Below are 20,692 nucleotides of genomic sequence, written 5' to 3'. Positions count from 1 at the left end.
CTCCTCAGCGAGCCGCGCCACCTCCCGCGCCCACCGGCAGCTGCGCGGCGCGTACCGGCCGAACCCACGCCAACACCACGCTGGCCACGAACAGCGCCAACAGGTAGATACCGAGTGTAGCCAGACCAATACTCACGATTCCGGCGATCGCTGTCAGCGCCAACACCAGCGAACGCCCCTCCCAGCCGAGCGAGGCGGCGTGCAGCGGCGGTGCCGGCTGCCGCTTCTCCAACCGCGCCACCAGGTCGTAGTGGTGCAGGGTGAGCACGAAGACGTACCCGAAGATGAGCCAGGGCGGCGCATCGCCGAGTACGCCGACGGCGATGGCGAACAGGTACTCGGCGGCCCGCAACGCGGCCGGTACCAGCCAGTCCAACGGCCCGTTGTGCACCGCCGCCGAACCGGCCCCGGCGATCAGCAGGAGCAGCACCACCGGCACCACCGCCCAGCGCAGCCACGACGGCGCGGTGCCGTCGGCACCAGCAACCTCCACCAGCGTCACCACCAGCAGCATCGCCGCGCCGAAGGCCGCGATCGTCGCGAGCACCAACGGTCCCGGTCGCCGCAGCACCGGCAACCGGGCGGCCAGCAGCCCGTCGTCGCGGTGCAGTGCCGCGTCGAGCGTGTCCAGCACCGGCACCCGCATCCAACGTGCCCGCAGCGTACGCAGCCCACCGGTGTACGCGAACGCCAGCACGCCCCAGGTCAGCACCGCCAGCAGGGCGGCCCGCTGGTCGACCAGCGCCACCACCAGCGAGATCAACGCCCACCGCTCCCCGATCGGGAAGACCACCGTGCGCTTGAGCCAGTACGACACCGAGCCGGTGTCCGCCTGCACCCGCGTCGACGCCGCGTTGAGCCGGTCGCCGATCCCGCCACCCGCAGAGCCGACGGTCTTCGGCCGCCGCGCCGCCTCGTCGTGCAGCACGCCGTACCACGCGTCGGTCATGTGCCGCACGGTCTGCAACGTCATCGCGGCGACGGCCAGCGCCCAGCCGTACCGGAACCCGGCCTGGCTGGCGCCGAGGCCGAGACCGGCGTAGACCAGATACTCCTTCGCCCGGTCGGCCATGGTGTCCAGCCAGCCACCCCAGGCGCTGAAGTTGCGGGTGTACCGGGCCAGTTGGCCGTCCACACAGTCCAGCACGAACCCGAGGTAGAGCAGCACCGCGCCGACGACCAGCAGCGGTCGGCCACCGATGGCGAACATCGTCGCCGCAGCCACCGCGAAGGCCACCGAGATCATGGTGACCGCCGTCGGGCTCAACCCCAGCCGGGCACAGACCTTCGTGACGTACGGCGACCAGGTGCTGACGAAGAAGGTGGTGAAGAAGTCGTCCCGCTCCTTCACCGACAGCCGCAGCTCGGCCCGGTCCTCGTCGACCGCGGCCACCGCCGCCTCCGCACGGGCCAGCTCCGCCGCCTCGTCGACCCGGTGCGCCACGAGCAGGCGTACCCGGTGCGCGAAGACCAGCACGCGCTGCCGGGTGAGCGCGGCGAAGAGCCGATCCACGACCGGGGCCGCCGGGTCCGGACGGGAGACCGACCCGGCGGCCTCGAAGGGGTCGACCGCGACGCCGCCAGCCGGTATCCGCCCCCCGGCGACCGCACGGGCCGCCGCCACCAGCGCCGGCACGTCGGCCCGACCGACCCGCACCGCGCCGCCGAAGATGCCGGTGGGCGTACCCCCCGTCACCTCCTCCGGGGTGCCCGCCTCGACCACCTGGCCGCGCTCCTCGCGCAGCACCGTCCGCCCGTCGGTGGGCGGGTCGGTCAGCACCAGCGCCACGGTCGGCCCGACCGGGCTGGTCACCAGGTGGCGCAGCACGGCCGTGTGCGCGACCAGGTCGACTCCGCTGACCACCACCGGGCCCTCGGCCGCCCCGGCGAAGTCGGCCAGCTCGTCCAGGTCGGCGGCTACCCGCACCTCGGTCACACCGGCCCGACGCCACTGGGCGGCCAGCCGGTCGCCCATCGTCTCGCCGGTACCCGTCGGCAGGCTCGCGGCCGGTGAACCGGCGGCGAGCACGATCGCGAGGGTCACCGGGGAACCGCGTCGTGGTAAGCGGCCATCGCCTCGGCAATCGTGCCGTCGACGGTCAACCGGCCCGCGTCGAGAAAGAGACCGCGACGGCAGAACCGGGTCAGATCCTTTTCGTTGTGTGACACCAGCACCAGAGTGCGCCCCTCCCCGAGCAGACGGTCGATGGTCGTGTAGCACTTCTTGCGGAACTCGGCGTCGCCCACCGCCGTCACCTCGTCCATCAGGAGTATCGGGTGCGGCAGGTGCGAGATGATCGCGAACCCGAGCCGCACCTTCATACCCGACGAGTAGTGCCGGACCGAGGTGTCGATGGCCCGTTCCACCTGCTCGCCCGCGAACGCGACGATCTCGTCGAAGTGTCGTCGCAGGTAACCCGAGGACAGCCCGTGCAGACCGCCCACCAGGTGCAGGTTCTCCCGCCCGGTCAGGTCGTTGGAGAAGCCGGCGGAGAGTTCCAACAGCGGAGCGACCGCGCCGGAGACCCGGATCCGACCCTCGTCGGGTATCAACACCCCGGCGATCAGCCGCAGCAGGGTGCTCTTGCCGGTGCCGTTACGGCCGATCACCCCGACGGTCTCCCCGGGCTCGATCGAGAAGGAGACGTCGCGCAGCGGCCAGAACCGGCCGTCGGAGGCATTCCGCGTACCCCGGTGGATGAACAGTTCCCGCAGCCGCAGCTGTCGGCGACGGTTGCGGACGAACTGGATGCCGAGGCCCTCCGCCTCGATGATCGGCGCACCCATCACAGCTCCTTGAGCACGGCGGGTTCCAGCCGACGGAACGCCCACCAGCCGCTGACCAGCAGCAACACGCTGATGCCGACGGTGGTGGCGAGCAGCCGGGCATTGGGGAACTCGGCCGGGTACCACACCGCGTGGTGCAGCTGGAAGATGCCGACCAGCGGGTTGAGTTCGTACGCCAGTCGGAGCCAGCCCGGCAGGTCGGAGTCGCGGACCAGGCTCAGCGGATAGATGATCGGCGTGGCGTAGAAGAGCACCCGGATGACCAGGCGCATGAACCGCTCCACGTCCCGCATCAGCACGTTGAACGCCGACAGCAGCAACGCCAGCCCGATCAACAGGGTCGCCTGCACCAGCACCGCGAGCGGCAGGGCGAGCAGCGACCAGCCCGGGTCGATCCGGCCCTGCGCCGTGTACCAGATCGCGATGGCGGCGAGGATCGGCAGGCCGGCGGCGTACTCGGCGAAACGGCCGACGACCCGGCCGATCGGGAAGACCTGCCGGGGCACGTTCATCGTGGTGATCAGCCGGGACTGGCCGGTGAGCGCGTGGGTCGCCTCGCTCAGCGCCGAGCTGGTCCACATCCAGGCGAAGATCCCGGTGATCAGGAACAGCGGGTACGACCCGGCCGCCTCGCCGAGATGTCGGTTGGTGTCCCGGGAGTAGAGCACGCCGAAGACGAACCAGTAGATCGCGCCCATGCCGAGCGGCTCGATCAGCGACCAGAGGTAGCCCAGCACCGACTGCTGGTACTTGACCGCGAGATCACGCCGGACCAGGATGCGCAGCGAGTTGCGGTGCGACCACAACGCCCCCACGCCAGAGGTCACCGTCGTTCTCCCGCCTACTGAACGGACGACAGGTTAGCAGCCGGGCGGACGCCGCCCGTTCAACACTCGATCACGTTGACCGCGAGCCCGCCGCGCGCCGTCTCCTTGTACTTCACCTTCATGTCGGCGCCGGTCTCCCGCATGGTCTTGATGACCTTGTCGAGCGAGACGGCGTGCACCCCGTCGCCGCGTAGCGCGAGCCGGGCGGCGGTGATCGCCTTGATGCTAGCCACCGCGTTGCGTTCGATGCACGGGATCTGCACCAGGCCACCGACCGGGTCGCAGGTCAGCCCCAGGTTGTGTTCCATGCCGATCTCCGCGGCGTTCTCCACCTGGGCCGGTGTGCCACCCAGCGCCTCGGCCAGCCCGGCGGCAGCCATCGAACAGGCCGAGCCGACCTCACCCTGGCAGCCCACCTCCGCGCCGGAGATCGACGCGTTCTCCTTGAACAGCACCCCGATCGCGCCCGCCGCCAGCAGGAACCGCACCACTCCCTCGTCGGAGGCACCCGGTACGAACCGCGTGTAGTAATGCAGTACCGCCGGGATGATCCCGGCCGCCCCGTTGGTCGGCGCGGTCACCACCCGACCGCCGGCCGCGTTCTCCTCGTTGACCGCCAGGGCGAACAGCGTCACCCAGTCCATCACGTGCAGCGGATCCCCAGCGGTCGGCGTTGCGCCGACCGAGGTGTCCGGACTACCGGAGTCGGCCTCCAGGCTGCGCCGCAGTTCGGCGGCGCGGCGGCGCACCTTGAGGCCACCGGGCAGGGTGCCGTCCCGGGTGCAGCCGCGCTCGACACACTCACGCATGACCCGCCAGATGTCGAGCAGGCCCGCCCGCACGTCCGCCTCGGCGCGCCAGGACATCTCGTTGGCGAGCATGACCTCGCTGATCGAGAGCCCGGTCGCGGCGGTCACGTCGAGCAGTTGCGCACCGGTCAGGAACGGATGCCGGACCGGGGTGTCGTCCGGCTTGATCCGGTCCGCACCCGCCGCCGCCTCGTCCACCACGAACCCGCCGCCGACGGAGTAGTAGCTGCGGGTACGCACCTCGGCCCCACGCCCGTCGTACGCCGTGAAGACCATCCCGTTCGGGTGGTACGGCAGCGACCGGCGACGGTGCAGCGTCAGGTCCCGCTCCGGATCGAAGTCGATCTCGTGCGTGTCGAGCAGGGACAGCCGGTGCTCCGCCCGGATCCGGCCCACCCGGGCCTCGACGCCGTCCGTGTCGACCGTCTCGGGGGCTTCACCGGCCAGACCGAGCAGCACGGCCCGGTCGCTGCCGTGCCCGTGCCCGGTCGCGCCGAGCGAGCCGAACAGCTCGGCCCGTACCCGGGTGGTGTCCGCGAGTAGCCCGTCGGCCTTGAGCCCGGCCACGAAGGTACGCGCCGCCCGCATCGGCCCCACCGTGTGCGAGCTGGATGGCCCGATACCCACGCTGAACAGGTCGAACACGCTGATCATGACAGTGCCTTCTCGCCGTCGCCGGTGTCACCGGTCGACGGCCGGTCATGGGTCGGCTCCGGTCGTGGAGTCGACCCGGTCGTGGCCGGCCCCGGTACGGTCCAGCCCTGGTGGCGCGCCCGGGTGAGGGCGTCCGACCGGCGAGCCTACTACCCGGAGTGGGGCCGTGACCTGCGTGCGGGCACGACCGAGCCGACAGCGCCCGGACGAGGACGGCACCGGTTCGCCCAGCACACGAGCGGCTCATCGACGGTAGGCGTCGCCCCCGGGCGGGTAAGCACCTACGGGTCAGCGGTGTCACCGTCCTCCTCGGGACCGAGGGCAGGACGGCCATTCATTCCTAGCGTTGATCTCAGCAGCGGCGGATCGCCGCAGAGGGGAAGTGACACGAATGAGTCGCAAACTGGTCCGCCCCCGCGAGGGGCGCATGTTCGCCGGGGTCTGTGCCGGTCTGGCGCAGCGGTTCGGGACATCGGCCGGGTTGGTCCGGCTGCTGTTCCTGCTGTCGCTGCTGCTGCCCGGCACCCAGGTGGTCATCTACCTGGCGCTCTGGATCATCATGCCCAACGAGGACCGCTACCTCGTCGCCGGACGCTGAGTCACCCGCCGCCGACCGGACCTGCCCACCCGGCGGCGGGGACCGGTCGGTCAGGGAGCCGTGTAGCTGACGCTGACCTGCTCGAAGCCGAGCGAGCGGAGCAACCCCTCCAGCATCTTGCGAGTGTTCTCCTCGGCTCGGGCGTTCAGGCCGCTGTCCCGGGCGGCGGCGGTGATCCGGTCCTCGGCCAACCGGTAGACCTCCTGCTGCCGGTTCGGGTCACCACCGATCAGATCACCGACGCGGTTGAGCAGGCCGCGCTCCTCCGCGAAGACGTAGCTCTTGTCCAGGTCGAGGTTGGTCTTGGCCAGTTGCGGCGACGGCAGCGTGATCTCGACCGACTTCCCGTCGGCCGACTGCACGATCGCCCCCTCGGTGAGGGTGCCGAAGTCGACGTACGCCTCGACGCTGCCCGACCCGACGAACAAGGTCCGCTGGTTGAGCAGCCAGTCCGGCACGTGACGTCGATCGTTCTGTAGGTCGACCACGACCTGGAAGTTGCCCTCGGCGGCCACGTAGCGGCTGAGGTCCTGCATCGACTCAAGCAGCGCGGGCTGCGAACGGTCGGTCTGCTCCTTGGTGAACGGGTTACGGAACTCGGGCAGGATCCCGGTGGTCTGCACGCCGAGCAGCACCACCACCGCGAGCGCTGCGGCACCGAGCACCCACAGCAGGGCACGGGCCGCCCCGCCACCCGAGGGTGTGGCCTGCGGTGGTGCGTCCGGGGCGTCCGTGAGCACATCGCCCGACGGGTGGTCAGTCAACCTGCTGGTGGGCTCGTTGATGTCGCCGTCGCGTGCCATCGCCCTCACCGTCCTCGTCAGACGCGGTTTCTGTTGATGACGGTAAGCCCAACGTGCGACAGTCGCTCGCCGAGCCCGTCAGGTGAAGTGGGACAGGGTTCAGGTGAACGCCGAGACTCCGGTGAGCCGCTGCCCGATCACCAGCTGATGGATCTCCGAGGTGCCCTCGTAGGTCAGCACACTCTCCAGGTTGTTGGCGTGCCGCATCACCGGGTAGTCCCCGGAGACCCCGTTCGCGCCGAGGATGGTCCGGCACTGCCGGGCGATGGCCAGCGCCTCCCGTACGTTGTTCAGCTTGCCGACGCTGACCTGGTCGGGGCGCAGTTTCCCGGCGTCGGCCAACCGACCCAACTGGAGCGCCAGCAGGTAACCCTTGTTCCACTCGACCGCCATGTCGGCGAGCTTGGCCTGGGTGAGCTGGAAACCGGCCAGCGGCCGACCGAACTGGGTGCGGGTCGTCGCGTACGTCAGGGCGGTCTCCAGGCAGTCGCGGGCCGCGCCGAGGGCACCCCAGACGATGCCGTGCCGGGCCTCGGTCAGGCAGCTCAGCGGCGCCTTCAAGCCGGTCGCGTCGGGCAGCTGGGCGGCTGCCGGCAGCCGGACGTCGTCGAGGGAGATCTCCCCGGTCAGCGAGGCGCGCAGCGACATCTTCCGGCGGATCTCCCGGGCCGTCACCCCGGGCGTGTCCATCGGTACGACGAAACCCCGCACGCCCTCGTCGGCGCGCGCCCAGATCACCGCCACGTCGGCGATCGGCGCGTTGGTGATCCACATCTTGCTGCCGTTGAGCACCCAGTCACCGCCGTCACGGCGGGCGCGGGTGGCCATCGACGCCGGGTCGGAGCCGTGATCCGGCTCGGTCAGCCCGAACGAACCGATCGCCTCACCGGCGGCCATCGCGGGCAGCCAGCGCTGCTTCTGCTCCTCGCTGCCGTAGCGCCAGATCGCGTACATGGCCAGCGAACCCTGCACCGAGACCAGTGACCGGACACCGGAGTCACCGGCCTCCAGTTCCAGGCAGGCCAGCCCGTACGCGACAGCCGTCGAGCCGGCGCAGCCGTACCCGGTGAGGTGCATGCCGAGCAGGCCGAGCTTGCCGAACTCGCGGGCGAGTTCCCGGGCCGGCACCTCACCGGCCTCGTACCAACCGGCGACCTGCGGGCGCACCAGGTCGGCGACCACCTGGCGCACCACGTCGCGGATCTGTCGCTCGTCCTCGGTCAGCGACGCGTCGAGGTCGAGCAGGTCCACCTGGGTCACTCGACAGCCCCGGCGAGCACGAACACCCGAGCGTGGATCTGGTTGCGCTGTTGCAGTGCGGCACGCAACGCCCGGTGCAGACCGTCCTCCAGGTAGAGGCCCCCGTTCCACTGCACGACGTGCGGGAACAGGTCACCGTAGAAGGTGGAGTCCTCGGCGAGGAGCTTGTCCAGCGCGAGTTCACGCTTGGTGGTGATGAGCTGATCCAGACGCAGTGGCCGGGGCGGAATCTCCGCCCACTGCTTCAAGGTCAGGTTGTGTTCCGGGTAGGGACGCCCGTCCCGGACCGCTCTGAAGATCACGACGGCACGCTCCCCTCCCCTGGCCGGGCCGAACCACGACGCCGGGCCGCGTCGCGGCACAGCGCCGCGACCTGCGGCGCCGATGACCGTGCCAGCGTAGCCGGACCTCGCACCCCACGTTCTGCTCCCTGATGCCAGTTTCACCACCGGTCGTCCGGTTCTCAACCGGACGAAACCACCGGTTCGGGTCAGCTCCACCGCCCTCGCCGGACAACCTCACTCACCGGACGGCGACCCCGACGCAGCGATGGTGACCGGTGGTCGGGGGCCCGATAACCGATAGTGAGGGCACCGATCGGGTGGTACGCCTCCGGCACGCCGAACGCCGCCCGGTAGGAATCCAACCGTTGCGGCGGGATGCCGAAGAAGCAGGAGCCGAGCCCCTCGTCCACTGCGGTGAGCATCATCAGCAGCGCGGCGAAGCCGGTGTCGACGTACCAGTAGGGCACCGGCCAGCGATCCGTGGACCGGTCCGCCCAGCCCTTGTCCGGCTCCGCGTACCGCTCAAGGTAGACCGAGCGGTTGGCGTGCGGCACCACGATCAGCGGTGCCCGACGCATCCCGGCGAGCCACCGCCCCCGGCCGCCGCCCTCGGGGGTACTGGCCGACCAGAACAGCTCCCGGTCCTCCGGCGACTCCAGCACCAGGAAGCCCCAGCCCTGCGAGAACCCGGCCGACGGGGCCCGCACCGCGTGGTCCAGCAGCCGCTCCAGCACCTCCGGCGGGACCGGTCGGTCCGGGTCGTAGTTGCGCACCATCCGGCGTCGCCGGACCACCTCCGCGAACTCCACCGCTTCCTCCACACTGCCCACCCGGCCGGTCGCCCGGGTGCCGTTGCCCACCCGGGCGGTGGCCCGGAGTACTCAGACGCCGGGTTGGATGCCCCATTCGCCGCGCCAGGTGTCGCCCGGGGCCAGGGTGATGAGGTCCCGGCCGGACCGGAACGCGTCCGGCGGGCAGGTCATCGGCTCCACCGCCACCGAGCGGCGGAACCGCTCGCCGGTCAGCGTGTCACCGGTGTACACCTGCCACCAGCCGAACTGCTCGTCGGCCCAGAGCCGCAGCCCGGTCGAGGTGTCCGGCCCGGTCAGCGTCACCGAAGAGCCGCCGTCGGCGTCCCGGATCACCTGCCCGAAGGCGAGATCCAGCACCGCTTCACCGATGCGGCGCGGCTCGGTGTAGTCGTACTCGGTGCCGGCCACCGCAGCCGCGCCGACCGGCAGCAACCGACCGTCCAACACCAACCGGGTCCGGCCGGGCACCCGCAGCGCGATGTCCTCCACCGGCACCCCCGGCAGCTGCAGGTACGGGTGGACGGAGAAGCCGAAGGGCACCGCCTCGGTGCCGATGTTGGTCACCTCGTGCTCGGCGCGCAGCCCGTCGGCGCCCACACTCCACCGGGTACGCAGCCGCAACGGCCACGGGTACCCGGGCTGCGGCAGCAGGTCCAAGCCGACCGTGACCTCGTCCGGTCGCTGCGCGATCAGGTGCCAGGAGGCCCAGTTCACCAGGCCGTGGATGGCGTTGTGCCGCTCCGGTTCGGTCAGGTTCAACTGCCTCGACTGACCGTTGAAGGTGTAGACGCCGTCGCGGATCCGGTTCGGCCAGGGCGCGAGCACCTGCCCCGCAGAGCCCGGGCACATCTCGTCGGTGGCGTACCCGTCGAGATGCTCGACCCCGTCCTGACGATAGGCGCGGAGCCCGCCACCCACCTCGACGATGACCGCCTCGTGACCGGCGGCTGAGATACTCCACTGCGCTCCCGACAGGGGAAGCGGATCACGGCTGTCCATGTCGCCAGACCCTAGCCGCCGATGCCGTCCTTCGCTGGACGCGGTCCGTCGCTGTCCTGAGGTCCGGACCTGTCCTCCCCGGTCGGCGGGCGGTAGCGGGCCAGCGCCGGGAAGGCCACGGCGAGCAACACCGCGAGCAGCGCCGCCGCGATACCGCCACCGACCCAGGCCACCCCGCTGCCGAACCCGGTCGCCATCGCCCCGGCCCGCAGATCGCCCAGGCGCGGACCACCGGCCACCACGACGGTGTTGACGCCCTGGAGTCGACCCCGCATCCGGTCCGGTGCGTAGATCAGCAACATCGACTGCCGTAGCACGGCGCTGACCAGGTCCGCCGCACCGGCGACGGCGAGCAGCAGCACCATGAGCCACAGTTGTCGGGCCAGTCCCGCCGCCGCGATGGCGAGCCCCCAGCCCACCACGGCCACCACCAGCACCAGGCCCTGCCGACGGAGCCGGCTGATCCAACCGGAGGTGAGCCCACCGAGCATCGCGCCGATCGCGATGGCGCTGAACAGCCAACCCACCGCCCCGTCCCCGCCGAACCGCTCCTGCGCCACCTCGGGGAAGAGCGCCCGGGGCATCGCCAGGATCATCGCGATCAGGTCGATGGCGAAGGACAGCAGCAGCACCGGCGTGGTGGCGAGGTAACGGAAACCGTCCACCACGCCGCGCAGCCCGCCCCGGCGCGCCTCGCCGTCGACACTCGACTCGGGCGGCATCGCCGGGAGCCGGACGGTGGCCACCACCAGCGCGGTGAAGAGCACCGCGTCCATCGCGTACGCGATCGGCAGGCCCCGGTCGGTCCCGAAGGCCGCGAAGATCAGCCCGGCGGCCAGCGGCCCGACCACCGACGCGCCCGTGAAGGTCGTGTAGTTGAGGGTGGCGCCGGCCGGCACGAGTTCCATCGGCAGCAGTCGGGGCAGGATCGCGCTGCGCGCCGGTGAGCTGATCGCGAACGCGATCGAGTGGAGGGTGACCAACGCCAGCAGCAGCACCGGGCTACCGATGTCGAACAGTGCGTGCCCGAGCAGCCCGAGCATCGACGCCCAGAGCAGCGCCGAGCCGCCGAGCAGCACCCGCCGCCGGTCCCAGGCGTCGGCCACCGCCCCGCCCCAGAGCCCGAAGACCAGCAACGGCACGAAACCGGCGACCCCGAGCAGGCCGACCCAGAGCGAGTCCCGGGTCAGCGCGTACATCTCCACCGGGACGGCGACTGCGGTCAGCTGAAAACCGAACATCGCCACGGTGTTGCCGAACCACATCCGCCGGTACGCCGGCACCCGCAGCGGACGCAGGTCGATCGCCCAGCGGCGCTGCTCGCGCTGCCGGTTGGCTGTGTCGACGGTCACGGAGCCAACCGCTCCACACGCCAGTCCGCGCCGGTACGCCGGAACCGCAGCCGGTCGTGCAGCCGACTCGCCCGGCCCTGCCAGAACTCGACCGAGTCGGGGCGCACCCGCAGCCCGCCCCAGTACGGCGGCGCGGGGATCGGGTCGACGTCGGCGAACCGCTCCGCAGCGGCCCGGTACGCGTCGTCGAGGGCGGCCCGGTCCGGCAGCACCGACGACTGGGCGCTGGCCCAGGCCCCCAGCTGCGAGCCTCGCGGGCGACTGGCGAAGTACGCCTCCGTCTCCGCCCGGTCGACGCGTTCCACCCGTCCGGCGACGATCACCTGCCGCTGCATCGGGAACCAGGGAAAGAGCAGGCTGGCGTACGGGTTGGCGGCCACCTCGACGCCCTTGCGGGAGTCGTAGTTGGTGAACAGGACGAAACCCTCCGGGTCGTACCCCTTGAGCAGCACCGTCCGCGCGCTCGGCCGCCCGGCGACGTCGGCGGTGCCGAAGACCATGGCGTTCGGCTCGGGCAGCTCGGCGGCCACCGCGTCGGCGAACCACCTGTCGAACTGGGTGTGCCAGTCGGCGGCCAGTTCGCTCTCCGTCAGACCGGAATCGGCGGCGTACTCGTGCCGCATCCCGGCCGGTACCGGTGTGTCCCCCATCACGTCCCCGCTCATGTCCCGTCGGGCCGATAAGCGCCCGGCGACCAGCCCGTCCGGCCCAGTCTTATCGGTGTACGGAGGGGCCCGGCAAGCGGGATGTCGCCAGCAGCACATCGACAGCGTCTCGCGTACCCGGTCACCAGCAGGCAAGATGTCACGAACACATCCCTGAGGGTCGCCTAAGGCGCTCACCCGGCCGGGGCCGGGACACCGAGCCCGGGCGGGCGCACCGACCACACACCAGGAGTAGTGAGATGGCCGACTTCAAACCCGGACTTGAGGGCGTCGTAGCCTTCGAAACCGAGATCGCCGAGCCCGACCGCGAGGGCGGTGCGCTGCGGTATCGCGGGGTCGACATCGAGGACCTGATCGGCCAGGTCTCCTTCGGCAATGTCTGGGCGTTGCTGGTGGACGGCCGCTTCGGCCCGGGCCTGCCCCCAGCCGAGCCGTTCCCGGTGCCGGTGCACTCCGGCGACATCCGGGTCGACGTGCAGTCCGCCGTCGCCATGCTCGCCCCGTACTGGGGCCTACAGCAGATGCTGGACATCTCCGACGAGCAGGCCCGCGAGGACCTCGCCCGGGTGTCGGTGACGGCGCTCTCCTTCGTCGCCCAGTCCGCTCGCGGCCTCGGGCTGCCGGCGGTGCCGCAGAAGGAGATCGACAAGGCGGAGACGATCGTCGAGCGCTTCATGAAGCGGTGGCGCGGTGAGCCCGACCCCCGGCATGTCAAGGCTGTCGACGCGTACTTCATCTCGGCCGCCGAGCACGGCCTGAACGCCTCCACCTTCACCGCCCGGATCGTCGCCTCCACCGGCGCGGACGCCGCCGCCTGCATCTCCTCGGGCATCGGCGCGCTCTCCGGCCCCCTGCACGGCGGCGCTCCGTCGCGGGTGCTGAGCATGCTGGAGGCGGTCGAGCGCAGCGGTGACGCGGAGGGATACGTCCGGGGGGTCCTCGACCGGGGTGAGCGGCTGATGGGCTTCGGCCACCGGGTCTACCGGGCCGAGGACCCGCGCGCCCGGGTGCTCCGTCGCACCGCCAAGGAACTCGGTGCCCCGCGCTTCGAGGTCGCCGAGGCCCTGGAGCGGGCCGCCCTCGCCGAGTTGCAGGCCCGCCGGCCGGACCGGGTGCTCGCCACCAACGTCGAGTTCTGGTCGGCCGTGGTGCTCGACTTCGCCGAGGTGCCAGCGCACATGTTCACCTCCATGTTCACCTGTGCCCGGATGGGCGGCTGGAGCGCCCACATCCTGGAGCAGAAGAAGCTCCAGCGGCTGGTACGCCCCTCGGCCCGCTACGTGGGTCCGGGCACCCGCAAGCCGCACGAGGTCGACGGCTGGGACGCCGTCCCGCACGACGTCTGAGGTGTAAGGAAGGGCACCTTTATAACGCCTGCGGTATAGGAAGGTGCCCTTCCTTACATCCACCCGCCGACCCGAGCCGGCTGCCGGGGCGGCGGGCGGGTAACGGGTGGCGGCGGATGTGGGCGACGCCACGGGCTGTGGCGGACGCCTCACGGTTCAGGGTGGGACCAGCACCCGGACCGGCCGTGACTGGTGCGAGGATGAAGTCCGGCAGCGCTGCCGGACGGGCTTTGACCCGGCAACGCCGTGCGACTACGCACGCGCCCGCCATCGGTCCACGCCCATTCTGCTCACCCGGGCACCGACCATGCGGAAGGATCTTGAACACCGTGGCTGACGCACCGACCATCCGGATTCCCGACGAGATCAAGCCCGCCGACGGCCGATTCGGCTGCGGGCCGTCCAAGGTCCGTCCGGCGGCGGTCTCCGCGCTCGCCGAGGTGGCCACCAGCTACCTGGGCACCTCGCACCGGCAGAAGACCGTCCGCGACCAGGTGGCGCGGCTGCGCTCGGGCATCGCTGAGTTCTTCTCCCTCCCCGAGGGCTACGAGGTGGTCATCGGCAACGGTGGCACCACCGCCTTCTGGGAGGTCGCCACGTTCGGGCTGATCCGCGACCGGGCCCAGTTCGCCAGCTTCGGCGAGTTCGGCGCGAAGTTCGCCAAGGCCGTCAAGGATGCTCCCTTCCTGGGCGAGCCGACGATCCGCAAGTCCGACGCGGGCAGCGCACCGACCCTGGTCGCCGAGGCCGGCGTGGACGTCTACGCCACCCCGCACAACGAGACCTCGACCGGTGTGGCGGTGCCGATCGAGCGGGTGGCCGGTGCCGACCCCGGCTCGCTGCTGCTGGTCGACGCCACCTCCGGTGCCGGTGGGCTTGAGGTCAACGTCGGTGAGACCGACGTGTACTACTTCGCTCCGCAGAAGTGCTTCGGCTCCGACGGCGGGCTCTGGCTGGCCCTGATGTCGCCCGCCGCGCTGGAGCGGGCCGCCGCGATCAAGGGCTCGGGGCGGTACATTCCGGCGTTCCTCGACCTGGTCACCGCGATCGACAACTCGCGGCTGGAGCAGACGTACAACACCCCGGCGCTGGCGACCATCTTCCTCGCCGCCGAGCAGACCGACTGGATGAACTCCCAGGGCGGTCTGGCCTGGGCGGCCAAGCGCACCGCCGAGAGTGCCGCGATCATCTACGGCTGGGCCGAGCGCTCCGCCGTCGCCACGCCGTTCGTCACCGACCCGGCGCTGCGCTCCAACGTGGTCGCCACCATCGACTTCGCCGACGGGGTGGACGCCACCGCGATCGCCAAGGCACTGCGCGCCAACGGCATCGTCGACACCGAGCCGTACCGCAAGCTGGGCCGCAACCAGCTGCGGGTCGCGCTCTTCCCGGCCGTGGAGCCGGCCGACGTCGAGGCGCTGACCGCGTCCATCGACTACGTCGTCGAGCGGCTGTAGTACCGCCGACAGTCGTCGCGGCCCGGGTCCGGCATCCCGATCGGGTGCCGGGCCCGGCCGGACGAACGTCGGGGATGGACCTCCGGTACCCCGGGGACCGGGGCGACACCGCAGCACGTCGGCCTGTGCGCCACACCACTGTCCGCCGTCGACAGCTGACCCGCCGAACAGCGGCGGAGCAGCGGATCTGCCGCTTACCCGGGCGTGGCGTCTCCCACCCGGGGACGGATGGGCGTACCGTGGAGCGCAACGCCCCGGGTGGTCGGCTCGTGGCGTACGGCCAGCGAAGCGGGACGGAGGCAACGCGATGCGCCCAGTACGCTTCGTCGCCCTCTCCGAGGACGGCCAGGCCCTGGTGCTCGCCGACGAGGTTGGGCGACTGCTCGCCCTGCCGTTGGACGAGCGGGTCGCCGGAGCGCTGCAAGCCGAGCCGGGCACGCCCACGCTCGCGGTGGCAGCCGCCACCGCCGACCCGGTGCCCTCCCTGTCTCCTCGGGACATCCAGGCCCGAATCCGCTCCGGCGAGTCCGCTGAGGACGTCGCCCGGATCGCCGGCGTCCCGGTCGACCGGGTGCTCCGCTACGCCGGGCCGGTGCTCCAGGAGCGTGCGATGCTCGCCCAGCACGCGCGGCGGACCCGGCTCAAGGGTGCCGAGAAGCCGACGCCGCTGGCCGAGGTGGTGAACGGTCGGCTCGCGCAGCACGGGATCGACACCGAGAAGATCTCCTGGGACGCGTGGCGTCGCGACGACGGCACCTGGCGGATCGTCGCCACCTGGCCGTCTGGCAAGGCCACCGCCCAGGCGGCCTGGGATCTGGACAAGACCCGGCAGACGGTCACCCCGCACGACGACATGGCGCAATACCTATGCGCCGAGCGTCCGACACCGATCCTCGGTCAGGAACCAGCACCGGAGCGGGGCGGCCACGCCCTGCCCGGCCCGTCGCGTGGCGAGCCAAGCCGGGGTGGGCACGGGCTGCCGTCGCCCGCCGAGCCGGGGCGCTCGGGTCGTGACCCGATCCGGGCCGGTCGTGACGCCCTGCTCGCCTCCCTCGACCGGCCGCTGGGTTCGACCTCGGGGCGCGGTCTCGAATCGCGCTCGCCGGCCGCGCTCGCGGGTGGTTCGGAGTCGCAGCGTCAGCGGGCGGTGTCCGGGGGTGCTGCGGCGCTGCTCGGGGGTGGCCAGGGTTCGGCCTTCGACGACGACGCGGACGCACCCAAGGAGGTTCCGGCCGTGCCCTCGCTGGCGGTGCTGCGGCCCCGCCGGACGAACGCGCCGACCGGTGGTGCCACCGAGTCCAGCGAGGCCGGCGGCAAGCCGCGCAAGCGGCTCCCCAGCTGGGACGACGTCCTCTTCGGCAGCGGCCCGGCGGCGCGCGAGTCATCCTGACCCGTGGCCGCCACGGCCAGCCGTCGGCCTTCCAAGCGGCCAGGCGGCGAGCCGGTGGTAACGCGACGGGGATCCGGGTCGGCTCTGCGCCAGCACCAGTTCCGTTGCTGGCCAGGGCGGCCCGAGGTAGCTGTCGAGTGCCGCCAGGTCCGTCTCGATGTCGTCGTGCGTCATCCGGTCACCGGGGCGGGCGATGGTCAGGTGCGGGCGGAAGGGCTTGTCGTCGTACGGTACCCGGGCCGTGGCCAGTGCGGCGCGTACGACATCAGCCAGCGCCACCAGGCCGGAGACGTCGCCGCGTACGTCGACCCAGAGCACGGTGCCACGGCCCCAGCCGAACCGGCCGCCGCCACCCAGCCGCAGGACGGGTGGGCCGCCCTGTCCCGCCGCCACCACGGCACGCGCACCGTCGACAGCGAGCCCGAGGGCCTGCCGTACGTCGCTCAGCCGCGCCGGATCGACCTCACCGAGGAAGGCGAGCGTGAGGTGGGCATGGGTCGGATCGGCCAGCCGTACGTTGGTGCCGGCCGCCGAGGCCGCCGCCAGGCGTAACCCGGCCACCCGCGCGGTCAGGTGCGCGATGGCCTCGGCCGGCGGGTAGATCGCGGTGAAGAGTCGCACCTGTCACAGGATGACAGTCAGCGGTTCCGTTCGGGTTGCTCGGGGCGGTTGACCGGCAGCCGTAGCCCGGCCGCGTCCAACTCGGCCTCGATCCGCACCCGTTCGATCTGTCGGTCGAGGCCGGTCAACTCGGCGAGATGTTCGCTGATGCCCAAGGCCCGGCAGGCCAGGCTGAGCCGGTGGTCGTACGCGTCGAGTACCTCGCTGTGCCACAGGACTGATCGGCTGCCACCGACCCGGTCCCGACGCAGACACCGCAGGTCGGCGGCGATCTGCTCCAGTGGTCGCCGGTCGGTGCGGTCGAACGCCTCGAGGTCGATTCGCCCGGCGATCGCCTCCGCGTCGGCGGCCTCGTCCAGCCGGGCGATCAGACGCCGCTCCTGACGCTGTCTTCGGCGCCCGCCGGTCAGTCGGTCGACGACCCCGTCGATGCCGATGGCCAGCGCGATCAGCACCGGCACGAAGACCACGGCGACGAGCGCCAGAGCCAGCAGCAGTACGCGTAGGACCTCCACCCGTTGAAGCTATGCCGATGCGCAGCGTAACGTCACCGAGTTTTCGTATCCGGCCGCGCCCGGCTCACACCTCGGTGACGTAGAAGCGGGGCAGCGGAAGGACCTGGAACCGCAGCCGGGCTCCGGCCCGGCGCAGTTGCCAGGCCAACGCGAGCAGTGCGGTGGTCAGCGAGAGCAGGCCACCGGCCCAGATGCTGGCTCCGGCGCCGAAGGTCTCCGCGACCCAGCCGATGATCGGTGCGCCGACCGGATTGGTACCCAGGAAGACCAGCACCCACAGGGCCATCACCCGGCCCCGGAACGCGGCGTCGGTGCCGAGCTGCACCCGCTGGTTCGCGGCCTGGGCGAAGTAGACCATGAAGAAGCCGGTCAGCGGCAGCAGGGCGACCACCATCCAGTACGCCGGGGCGAGCCCGACGAGCGTGCCGAAGGTGGCGCAGCCGATCGCGGCACCCAGCACCAACCAGACCGAGGGTCGGCTACGCCGTCCGGTCCCGGCCAGCGCACCGATCAGCGCGCCGACCGCCAGCGTGGTGCTGAACAGGCCGAACGACGCCGCTCCGGTGTTGAAAACGGTCTTCGCCAGGGCCGCGAGCGTCAACTGGAAGTTGAACAACGACATCCCGATCACCGACATCACCACCATCGGCAGCAGGAGGTCGGGGCGGCGACCGACGTAGCGCAGCCCGTCGAGCACGGTCGCGGCGGCCCGTTCGTCCCGTGATGGCAGCGGATCCCGATGCAGTTCGGCCGGACGCATCCGGATCACCGTGACCAGCGGTGCGATCGAGCTGAGCGCGGTGAACAGGAAGACCGGCCCGACGTCGAAGACGGCGATGGCCAGACCCGCCACGGCCGGACCGACGATCCGGGCCGAGTTGAACACGGCCGCGTTGAGCGAGAGCGCGTTGGGCAGCAGCGACATGCCGACCAGTTCGGAGACGAACGCCTGCCGCACCGGGGTCTCCACCGCGTTGGCCACACCGAGCAGCGCGGCGAAGACGAAGACGTGCCAGAGCTGAACCAGGCCGGTGAGCACCAGCACGCTCATCGCCAGCGACAGCACGGTCCAGAACGCGTTGGCGATGAACAGGAGCATCCGCTTGTCGTACCGGTCGGCGAGCCGGCCGGAGAGCAGCGTGAGCAGCAGCACCGGGGTGAACTGGAGCGCGACGACCACGCCGAGCGCGGTCGCCGAGTCACCGGAAAGCTCGAGGACCAGCCAGTCCTGGGCGATGAACATCATCCAGACACCGATCAACTTGACCAGTTGCCCGAATGCGAAAAGCCGATAGTTGCGGACCTGTAACGACTGGAACATCGTGCTCAGCCTTGCCTGCACTCTTGGTGCGCCTCCTCGCGGTCGTACGCGTCGTCAACGACGGACGGCACGGCGCGGGGCGCACACCATGTGTGCGCGGCGTCAGGCGTGGGAGATTCTCTGCAGGATCTCCGCAGCTTGGTGCAGCGTCTTCCGGTCTGTGTCGCTCAACTCGGCCAGCCTGCGGGCCAGCCACTCGTCCCGGACCCGCTCGAACTGGTCGAGCACGGCCCGTCCTCCCTCGGTCGTCGCGAGGATGACCTGCCGACCGTCGGTCGGGTGTGGAGTGCGTTGCACGAGGCCACGCTCCTCCAGCTTCGCGACGATCTTCGTCATCGTCGGTGGCTGGACCCGTTCGACGTCGGCGAGTTCCCGCGGCGTGAGCGCGCCCGCCAGCCGAAGGCTGGTGAGCGCGGACAGTTGGGTGACCGTGAGGTCACCAACCGGTCGGGCCTGTCGAACCCGCCGGTTCAACCGGGTGATCGCATCACGCAGCTGAAGGGCCAGCTGCGCCGGTGGCATGCTCTGAGCCGTCACCGTCCGCTCCGTCACGATAGTTAGCCTAACTAAGTAGCTGACCGAACCGCAGCTGATATGAGCATGCTCACCCTGACGTTTCCCCTGCTCCGGGCCGGGCGCGCCGATCTGCGTTCGGTGGATCACACACGCCCGGCCCGGTGACAAGTCAGAAGAGCAGCGCCTCGATCGGACCGCGAAGGAAGTACACCACGAACAGCGCCGCCACCGCGTACAGCAGCGGGTGAACCTCCCGCGACTTGCCCTTGGCCAGCTTGACCACCACGTACACGATCAGGCCGGCTCCGATCCCGTTGGAGATCGAGTAGGTGAACGGCATCAACACGATGGTGAGGAAGGCCGGGATGGCGATCTCGTAGTCGGACCAGTCGATGGTCCGCACCGCCGTCATCATCAGGAAGCCGACCACCACCAGCGCCACGGACGCCGCCTCGAACGGTACGACCACCACCAACGGCGCCAGGAACATGGCCAGCAGGAAGAGCACGCCGGTGACCAGGTTGGCCACCCCGGTCCGGGCGCCCTCCGCGACACCGGCGGCACTCTCGATGTACGACGTGTTGCTGGAGACGCTGGCCGCACCACCACTGGCCGCCGCGATCGAGTCGACCAGCAGGATCTCCTTGGTGCGCGGCGGGGTGCCCTCCTCGTCGAGCATGCCGCCCTCCTGACCGACGGCGACCATCGTGCCCATCGTGTCGAAGAAGTCGGTGATGAGCAGGGTGAAGATGAACATCAGCACGACCAGCCAACTGGCCCGCTCCCACGAGCCCAGCACGTTGAACTGCCCGAGCAGGGACAGGTCAGGCACGTCGACCGGGTTGCTCGGCAGCGTCGGGACGTTCAGCGACCAGCCCTTCGGGTTCGGCGCACCGTCGACGAAGGACGGGCCGATGTTGCCCACCGCCTCCACCACCATGGCCAGCGCCGTGGAGGCGAGGATGCCGACCAGGATCGCGCCCTTCACCCGGCGTACCACCAGCACCAGGGTCACCAGCAGGCCCACCACGAAGACCAGCATCGGCCAGCTGACCAGCTTGCCGCCGATGCCGAGGCCGACCGGGACGGTGGTGTTCGCCTCGTCCGGGATCCGCCGGACGAACCCGGCGTCCACCAGACCGATGATGGTGAGGAACAGGCCGATGCCGACCCCGATCGCCGTCTTCAGCTGGGTGGGCACCGAGCGGAACACGGCGGTACGCAGCCCGGTCAGCACCAGCACCGCGATGATCAGACCTTCGATCACCACCAGGCCCATCGCGTCGGCCCAGGTCATCTCGGGGGCGATCTCGTACGCCACCAGAGCGTTGACGCCGAGGCCAGCAGCGACCGCCAAGGGGAACCGGCCGACCACGCCCATCAGGATGGTCATCAGACCCGCGACCAGAGCGGTGGCCGCCGCGATCGCGGGAATCGGCAGGGTGTTGCCGTCTCCGTCGACGGCGCCGCCGAGGATGAGCGGATTGAGCACCACGATGTACGCCATCGTGAAGAAGGTGGCCAGGCCACCGCGTAGCTCGCGGGTGAGCGTGGAGCCGCGGGCTGTGATCTCGAAGTATCGGTCGAAGCCGTTGCGTGGCTGACCGGAGCCGGGTGGCGTGCCGTTATCGGGCGGCGCTACTGCCATCAGGAACCTCACAGCGAATCATCGGGTT

The 20,692-nt window shown here is 70.9% G+C and carries 20 protein-coding genes; 4 read left to right on the top strand and 16 right to left on the bottom strand.

Annotated features, from left to right (window positions below; translation table 11 throughout):
• Positions 1–4: 4 nt before the first annotated feature.
• Genes FF096_RS12515 through FF096_RS12500 form a run of 4 tightly spaced genes read right to left on the bottom strand, consistent with a single transcriptional unit; the run spans position 5 to position 5,077 of the window.
• Positions 5–2,044, bottom strand: coding sequence for a DUF5941 domain-containing protein (locus tag FF096_RS12515; RefSeq protein ID WP_375335328.1), 2,040 nt, complete (start codon positions 2,042–2,044; stop codon positions 5–7).
• Positions 2,041–2,787: an ABC transporter ATP-binding protein gene (locus FF096_RS12510; RefSeq protein ID WP_155217474.1), complete on the bottom strand. Its 747-nt coding sequence runs from the start codon at positions 2,785–2,787 to the stop codon at positions 2,041–2,043. The genes FF096_RS12515 and FF096_RS12510 overlap by 4 nt, the downstream gene beginning before the upstream one ends.
• Positions 2,787–3,614: an ABC transporter permease gene (locus tag FF096_RS12505; protein WP_309223173.1), complete on the bottom strand. Its 828-nt coding sequence runs from the start codon at positions 3,612–3,614 to the stop codon at positions 2,787–2,789. The genes FF096_RS12510 and FF096_RS12505 overlap by 1 nt, the downstream gene beginning before the upstream one ends.
• 59 nt (positions 3,615–3,673) lie before the next feature.
• Positions 3,674–5,077, bottom strand: a complete 1,404-nt coding sequence (locus FF096_RS12500) for an L-serine ammonia-lyase (RefSeq protein ID WP_155217472.1) — start codon at positions 5,075–5,077, stop codon at positions 3,674–3,676.
• A gap of 391 nt (positions 5,078–5,468) precedes the next feature.
• On the opposite strand from FF096_RS12500, the gene FF096_RS12495 reads away from it, so the two are divergent.
• Positions 5,469–5,675 (top strand): PspC domain-containing protein, encoded by a 207-nt coding sequence (locus FF096_RS12495; protein WP_155217470.1) that lies wholly within the window; start codon positions 5,469–5,471, stop codon positions 5,673–5,675.
• Positions 5,676–5,725: 50 nt separating this feature from the next.
• On the opposite strand, the gene FF096_RS12490 is transcribed toward FF096_RS12495, so the two are convergent.
• From FF096_RS12490 to pdxH, 7 genes are all read right to left on the bottom strand, one after another.
• Positions 5,726–6,478, bottom strand: coding sequence for a DUF4230 domain-containing protein (locus FF096_RS12490; protein WP_155217468.1), 753 nt, complete (start codon positions 6,476–6,478; stop codon positions 5,726–5,728).
• Positions 6,479–6,577: 99 nt separating this feature from the next.
• A complete protein-coding gene (locus FF096_RS12485) occupies positions 6,578–7,738 on the bottom strand; it encodes an acyl-CoA dehydrogenase family protein (RefSeq protein ID WP_309223172.1) in 1,161 nt (386 codons plus the stop codon).
• Positions 7,735–8,040: a type II toxin-antitoxin system VapB family antitoxin gene (locus tag FF096_RS12480; RefSeq protein WP_204002044.1), complete on the bottom strand. Its 306-nt coding sequence runs from the start codon at positions 8,038–8,040 to the stop codon at positions 7,735–7,737. The genes FF096_RS12485 and FF096_RS12480 overlap by 4 nt, the downstream gene beginning before the upstream one ends.
• 188 nt (positions 8,041–8,228) lie before the next feature.
• Positions 8,229–8,831 (bottom strand): nitroreductase family protein, encoded by a 603-nt coding sequence (locus tag FF096_RS12475; RefSeq protein WP_309223191.1) that lies wholly within the window; start codon positions 8,829–8,831, stop codon positions 8,229–8,231.
• Positions 8,832–8,903: 72 nt separating this feature from the next.
• Positions 8,904–9,833 carry an aldose 1-epimerase family protein gene (locus FF096_RS12470; protein ID WP_155217466.1) on the bottom strand — a complete coding sequence of 310 codons (930 nt, stop codon included), beginning with the start codon at positions 9,831–9,833 and terminating at the stop codon, positions 8,904–8,906.
• Positions 9,834–9,844: 11 nt separating this feature from the next.
• On the bottom strand, positions 9,845–11,185 hold the full coding sequence (locus FF096_RS12465; protein ID WP_309223171.1) for an MFS transporter: 1,341 nt from the start codon (positions 11,183–11,185) through the stop codon (positions 9,845–9,847).
• Positions 11,182–11,850 (bottom strand): pyridoxamine 5'-phosphate oxidase, encoded by a 669-nt coding sequence (pdxH, locus tag FF096_RS12460; RefSeq protein ID WP_155217464.1) that lies wholly within the window; start codon positions 11,848–11,850, stop codon positions 11,182–11,184. Before pdxH ends, FF096_RS12465 begins: the two co-directional genes overlap by 4 nt.
• A 239-nt stretch (positions 11,851–12,089) precedes the next feature.
• Between pdxH and FF096_RS12455 the strand changes: the two genes are divergently transcribed.
• From FF096_RS12455 to sepH, 3 genes are all read left to right on the top strand, one after another.
• Positions 12,090–13,196: a citrate synthase 2 gene (locus FF096_RS12455; RefSeq protein ID WP_155217463.1), complete on the top strand. Its 1,107-nt coding sequence runs from the start codon at positions 12,090–12,092 to the stop codon at positions 13,194–13,196.
• A 329-nt stretch (positions 13,197–13,525) separates the two neighbouring features.
• Positions 13,526–14,653, top strand: coding sequence for a phosphoserine transaminase (gene serC / locus FF096_RS12450; protein ID WP_309223170.1), 1,128 nt, complete (start codon positions 13,526–13,528; stop codon positions 14,651–14,653).
• A gap of 307 nt (positions 14,654–14,960) precedes the next feature.
• Positions 14,961–16,043, top strand: a complete 1,083-nt coding sequence (gene sepH, locus FF096_RS12445) for a septation protein SepH (RefSeq protein WP_155217459.1) — start codon at positions 14,961–14,963, stop codon at positions 16,041–16,043.
• On the opposite strand, the gene thpR is transcribed toward sepH, so the two are convergent.
• From thpR to FF096_RS12420, 5 genes are all read right to left on the bottom strand, one after another.
• Positions 16,035–16,664: an RNA 2',3'-cyclic phosphodiesterase gene (thpR, locus tag FF096_RS12440; RefSeq protein ID WP_309223169.1), complete on the bottom strand. Its 630-nt coding sequence runs from the start codon at positions 16,662–16,664 to the stop codon at positions 16,035–16,037. The two genes, sepH and thpR, sit on opposite strands and share 9 nt — an antisense overlap.
• Before the next feature lie 17 nt (positions 16,665–16,681).
• Complete coding sequence (locus FF096_RS12435; protein ID WP_309223168.1) at positions 16,682–17,179, bottom strand: hypothetical protein; 498 nt, start codon at positions 17,177–17,179, stop codon at positions 16,682–16,684.
• 64 nt (positions 17,180–17,243) lie between these two features.
• Positions 17,244–18,521 (bottom strand): MFS transporter, encoded by a 1,278-nt coding sequence (locus tag FF096_RS12430; protein WP_309223167.1) that lies wholly within the window; start codon positions 18,519–18,521, stop codon positions 17,244–17,246.
• A gap of 81 nt (positions 18,522–18,602) precedes the next feature.
• The gene (locus tag FF096_RS12425; RefSeq protein ID WP_309223166.1) at positions 18,603–19,052 is read right to left on the bottom strand and encodes a MarR family transcriptional regulator; all 450 of its coding nucleotides are present in this window, start codon (positions 19,050–19,052) and stop codon (positions 18,603–18,605) included.
• A gap of 133 nt (positions 19,053–19,185) precedes the next feature.
• Positions 19,186–20,664, bottom strand: a complete 1,479-nt coding sequence (locus tag FF096_RS12420; RefSeq protein WP_155217455.1) for an NCS2 family permease — start codon at positions 20,662–20,664, stop codon at positions 19,186–19,188.
• Positions 20,665–20,692: the final 28 nt, after the last annotated feature.

It is taken from the genome of Micromonospora sp. CP22 (assembly GCF_009712475.1).
Lineage (GTDB): Bacteria > Actinomycetota > Actinomycetes > Mycobacteriales > Micromonosporaceae > Micromonospora.
This window is presented reverse-complemented; position numbering and strand designations above follow the sequence as displayed.

Bases quoted from the DNA above. Each gene is read 5' to 3' on its own strand.
- sepH (WP_155217459.1), top strand. From the start codon at position 14,961: ATGCGCCCAGTACGCTTCGTCGCCCTCTCCGAGGACGGCCAGGCCCTG.
- FF096_RS12455 (WP_155217463.1), top strand. From the start codon at position 12,090: ATGGCCGACTTCAAACCCGGACTTGAGGGCGTCGTAGCCTTCGAAACC.
- FF096_RS12495 (WP_155217470.1), top strand. From the start codon at position 5,469: ATGAGTCGCAAACTGGTCCGCCCCCGCGAGGGGCGCATGTTCGCCGGG.
- FF096_RS12510 (WP_155217474.1), bottom strand. From the start codon at position 2,787: ATGGGTGCGCCGATCATCGAGGCGGAGGGCCTCGGCATCCAGTTCGTC.
- FF096_RS12500 (WP_155217472.1), bottom strand. From the start codon at position 5,077: ATGATCAGCGTGTTCGACCTGTTCAGCGTGGGTATCGGGCCATCCAGC.
- FF096_RS12420 (WP_155217455.1), bottom strand. From the start codon at position 20,664: ATGGCAGTAGCGCCGCCCGATAACGGCACGCCACCCGGCTCCGGTCAG.
- pdxH (WP_155217464.1), bottom strand. From the start codon at position 11,850: ATGAGCGGGGACGTGATGGGGGACACACCGGTACCGGCCGGGATGCGG.
- FF096_RS12490 (WP_155217468.1), bottom strand. From the start codon at position 6,478: ATGGCACGCGACGGCGACATCAACGAGCCCACCAGCAGGTTGACTGAC.
- FF096_RS12470 (WP_155217466.1), bottom strand. From the start codon at position 9,833: ATGGACAGCCGTGATCCGCTTCCCCTGTCGGGAGCGCAGTGGAGTATC.